The sequence below is a fragment of the Vibrio hepatarius genome (assembly GCF_043642085.1).
Lineage (GTDB): Bacteria > Pseudomonadota > Gammaproteobacteria > Enterobacterales > Vibrionaceae > Vibrio > Vibrio hepatarius_C.
Genome location: NZ_JBHZSA010000031.1, coordinates 1 through 4,306 on the forward strand (window position 1 = coordinate 1; position 4,306 = coordinate 4,306).

Genomic DNA, 4,306 nt, shown 5'->3' on the forward strand with positions numbered 1-4,306 from the left:
TATGGTTATCACAAGCGTTCACTCTCAGAAACAGCCATGTATCGAGTGAAGCAGTTGCTAGGTGGGAGGTTAAGCCTGAGAAACTACAATGGTCAGGTTGGCGAAACCTACGCCATGATTAAAGCGCTGAACAAGCTTACAGGGCTTGGTATGCCTGAAACTCAGTTTGTTGTTTAAGAATCACACAATTTCGGGCGGTTTGTTTTTCTGTCCGAATTACGCAACAAAGCCCCTCACAGTATTGCGAAGTAAGCTTAAAAATTCAGACGCTTTCTCTTTTGGCAGCAGCTATATGACCGAGAATGATCCTGAGCTAAGCTGTTACCCATTACCCAAGTTACCAAAAGAAATGCGCCAAATTGGCGTAGAGGGTGGTTACCTTCAATCAAAGAGAGGTTTTCCACTTCATCAGTTACTGCACCAGACCATGCAGGATTATTTTGATAGTATTGTTCAACCTGACGCACGATAGCAAGCGGAGTTAACGTGCATAATGGCTTGAGACTGCGTTAAGCAGAAGGTGGGCGCACAGCAGAGGTTACCGCCGGATACATGATGGTGTTTTGAATTTCGTACTTATATTCAAAACTGAAATCAGGGAACGGGAAGGCTTGTTCTTCATGCCACTGCGCCACAACCTGTTCGGCTTTTCTTTTCTGTTCCTCATTGTCATTGGCATTTACATCCACAAGTTGATATTGCGTAGAGTGAGCTATCTTCGCACCAATGCTCTCCACTTGAGTCAACACAGAAAACAAAATGTCCTCTTGAACAGCCATGAACTCTTCATGGTCACGGCAACTGATGTAAGCCATCAGACTAATATTGATAGAGTATTCCCCAACTCCCATGAGTCTCACTCGAACCGGTTCTTCTTCGATGATTGGATGTTGTAGCAATAACCGACGCAGGTTAACGATCAGTACGCGTAATTGCTCAAGGGTGGTTTCAGAGCGTAGTCTCAACACATGCTCCATGCGTCGTTTATCACGCCTTTCCAAATTATCAATTTCCATATTGGCAAATTCCGAGTTAGGGATGGTAATTAAAGAGCGCTCTAGCGTCCGGACTCGAGTCGAACGCAAACCAATACTTTCAATGGTTCCAAGTTTATCTCCATAACGGCAAAACTCACCAATCTTTACTCCCCCGTCAGCATAGAGCGTTAATCCGTTGATTACGTTCTCTAATATAGGGCGAATAGCCAGTGCAACCGCTAAGCCACCGACACCTAAACCAGCCAATATTGGCGAGATTGAAAAGCCCATAAATTCGATGACGTAAATACCAAGAATAGCAATCGTCAACCCTCCAAAAATACGCGCTAAGACGGTTATCAGAGACGAATCTACGTGCTTTCCATTGTGCTTTTTGAATACATAAATATCTGCGAAGTAATTGAAGATGGCCATAATAAGCCACGAGACAAAGAAAAACTGAGCGAGTAAGAAGAAGGTAGTAAACAACTGATAAACGCCACCAGTAACCCATATCCCATCATCTATCACCCATCTTGCTAAAAACAACAAATTCACCACACCCACTAGCGACAAAAGTCGACCAGCCCGCCATTTCAAGCCCTTTCCTTCCCAACGGCTATTCCAACGCTCCCCAAGTAAAAAGCTAATTCTTATCATCACCTTGCATAGTGACAGAACACCAGTAAGTGCTAGCCATTGCCATAAGGGAAGTGGCCCATAGAGTTGATTAAAAGATGAAGGTAAAGAAAGCACAAATTGCTTAGAGAACATAGGCCCTGGGCTAATCAGAAATTCCTGATAATAATCTGGACGTACGTCTGCATAGTAAGGAAGGGTTGACATCGTTCTATACCACCGAGAAAGGCTTTGAATGGTATTAGAGCTGAATAAAAACTGATCGGTTCGATCGCCTAGAGTTTGGCGAGATAATACGATCTCTGTGTTGCCTAAACGCCAGTGGTCAATCTCCTCTCCCCTAATTTGCTCAATATTTGGGACCAACTGATGAGTACTTTGCTCAATTCGATCTAACAACTCACGAAGAAGAATTATTTTCTCCATCACGACAACAGTTCGGCTACGATTTGGAACCATAGACAGATCCATGGTTCTGATCACTTGTGAGTAAGCGTGTTGCGCTTCTTTGAGATGCAGTGTTTCATTTTGCCAATGCTCGATAACCACACTCGAATCCCTGACAAAGCTCGCTAGAGTATTTTGGGGACTAGATGTATCAGCAAGCTCTAAAGCAATACTTGGCATGGCGAACGCATTAGGTATGGTTAGACCTAAGGGGATGGCGAGAAATACCGCTACCAACATCGAATAGAAACGTCTTGTCACAGCGAGCTCCCGTCATTACTCTGTTTCGTGGAAAACATGGGAGCTAGCGAATAGGAATGATCCACGACGGATTGATGTTGAGCATAATGATAATTAGCTTGCAGTAACGTAGATATACATTTAAAAAATGAAGTGAATAACGTTGTCATTATATCCTCTCAATAAGTATCCACATCCATGTGATTCACTGTTAGCTTGCTGAAAAACTAGTTAATATGCTTATTAAAAAACTGGTCTAGCTCGTTAATAGCATCTTCAGACTCTGGCATATCGACCAAGATACCACTCAGATAATCACCATGAGATTGACCATCATATATATGCAGGTCAGTTTCTACGCCTGCACTACGTAATAGTCGATGCATACGAACCGTATCACTCAACAAGAGATCTCGAGTTCCTGAAATGAACATCGTTGGTGGGAATTCATCAATGTCAGCATATATTGGTGAGATCAGAGGGTTATCAAGTGCCTCTCCACCAGCATACACATCGAAAGCCCCCTCTATGATCCCTTCTCGCTGGCCTAGAGGATCTAAGCCTTGCAACGTTAACCATGAGTCCGATGTCTCTTTAAGATCAACGGCTGGTGTCCCAACAAACAGCGCGCCAGGTGCAGGAAGGTCGAGTGCCTGAAGTTTGAGTGTCGTCGCCAACGTTAAGTTACCGCCTGCAGACGTACCAAAAATCGCTGTCGATTCCGGTGACTGTGTTTTGATTAGCTCTTTCCATACGGCAACGACATCATCAATTGCCGCAGGAAATGGGTGCAACGGCGGTTGACGATAATCAATAGAGATCACTTGAGCACCAAGCCCATTGGCAACCCAAATAGCTTCTCGCAGCGCAGATTCCCCCCCACCGAAAACAAACGCACCACCATGGATATGTACTAGCCACTTATCTTTATATTCAGGAGCGATGTTTTTCGGCGTAACAAAGAACGTATCGACTCCAGCAAACTGCTTAGCTTCATAAGTAACGCCCAAACGCTCTAGGCCTTGTTGAGCCATTTTTATACCCGGTGCATCAAATTGGGTTTGTAACGCCAACCACTCTGCTGTGTTGTTCGGAACAGGAAGTGCCGGTGGAATAACTCTGTTCTCAAATAACTGAGCAAACTCTATCGATATCCCTGCAGGTGTCGGAACGGTTCGCTCTTGCAACTCCATTCCGGCATACGCCGCAGTGCTCGATAAACCGAGTAGCAATGCAGGGATAAATGTGCGTAGTGATTTGGTTTTCATAGTAGCTCCGGTAATGAATTTAAAAGTCGTGATTGGCGAACTGAGGCTATTATTCACAACCGAATTCAATGGCACTATGAATTAGAGGAATTCAATTTTGATTGAAGCTAAGTAGCAAGAATGAATTTCTCAAATTCCTATTCCATATTCACAACACTACCCATAATCACCTCACAAACATGAGGGTTGATAATGAAATATATACCTGTAAGCATGATATTTGTAAGTTACTTAGCCTTCTTTTTCTTCTTAGTTATCAGGCTAAACACTTAATTTAATTACATAAAAAGAGCGGCAAATTTATCTTAAAAGAAACGGGCTTAATATCAGCTCCCAACATTAGAAAAAATTACTCTATGTGAACGGAATAATTGATAGACGAGTAATTCCTATAACTGAAAAGTACATCTCTTAGCTCAAAAAAGTTCTCAATCGAGTGTCACCAAATGGCAATTAAAGCTCATTATTGATGGCTACTATGGCGTCAGATTTCAGAGCACCACTGGCTTTGTTGCGTAATTCAGACAGAAAAACAAACCGCCCGAAATTGTGTGATTCTTAAACAACAAATTGAGTTTCAGGCATACCAAGCCCTGTAAGCTTGTTCAGCGCTTTAATCATGGCGTAGGTTTCGCCAACCTGAGCATTGTAGTTTTTCAGGCTTAACCTCCCACCTAGCAACTGCTTCACTCGATACATGGCTGTTTCTAAGAGTGAACGCTTGTGATAACCATT

3 protein-coding genes and 2 pseudogenes are annotated in these 4,306 nt (G+C 43.1%); 2 read left to right on the forward strand and 3 right to left on the reverse strand.

Annotated elements, in window-relative coordinates:
* Together ACHUFZ_RS21010 and ACHUFZ_RS21015 are read left to right on the forward strand one after the other, a co-directional pair.
* Positions 1-177, forward strand: a pseudogene (locus tag ACHUFZ_RS21010) (IS5/IS1182 family transposase); the annotation flags it as partial.
* 115 nt (positions 178-292) lie between these two features.
* On the forward strand, positions 293-472 hold the full coding sequence (locus ACHUFZ_RS21015) for a hypothetical protein (RefSeq protein WP_394128688.1): 180 nt from the start codon (positions 293-295) through the stop codon (positions 470-472).
* A gap of 37 nt (positions 473-509) precedes the next feature.
* Here ACHUFZ_RS21015 and ACHUFZ_RS21020 read toward each other — a convergent pair whose 3' ends face one another.
* The 3 genes and pseudogenes from ACHUFZ_RS21020 to ACHUFZ_RS21030 all read right to left on the reverse strand — a co-directional run.
* Complete coding sequence (locus ACHUFZ_RS21020; protein ID WP_394128689.1) at positions 510-2,324, reverse strand: mechanosensitive ion channel family protein; 1,815 nt, start codon at positions 2,322-2,324, stop codon at positions 510-512.
* A gap of 206 nt (positions 2,325-2,530) precedes the next feature.
* Positions 2,531-3,571, reverse strand: coding sequence for an alpha/beta hydrolase (locus tag ACHUFZ_RS21025; RefSeq protein WP_394128690.1), 1,041 nt, complete (start codon positions 3,569-3,571; stop codon positions 2,531-2,533).
* A gap of 558 nt (positions 3,572-4,129) precedes the next feature.
* Positions 4,130-4,306 (reverse strand): annotated as a pseudogene (locus tag ACHUFZ_RS21030) (IS5/IS1182 family transposase); the annotation flags it as partial.

What these genes read in the sequence shown, in the direction of transcription:
- ACHUFZ_RS21015 (WP_394128688.1), top strand. Translation starts at nt 293, where the DNA reads ATGACCGAGAATGATCCTGAGCTAAGCTGTTACCCATTACCCAAGTTA.
- ACHUFZ_RS21025 (WP_394128690.1), bottom strand. Translation starts at nt 3,571, where the DNA reads ATGAAAACCAAATCACTACGCACATTTATCCCTGCATTGCTACTCGGT.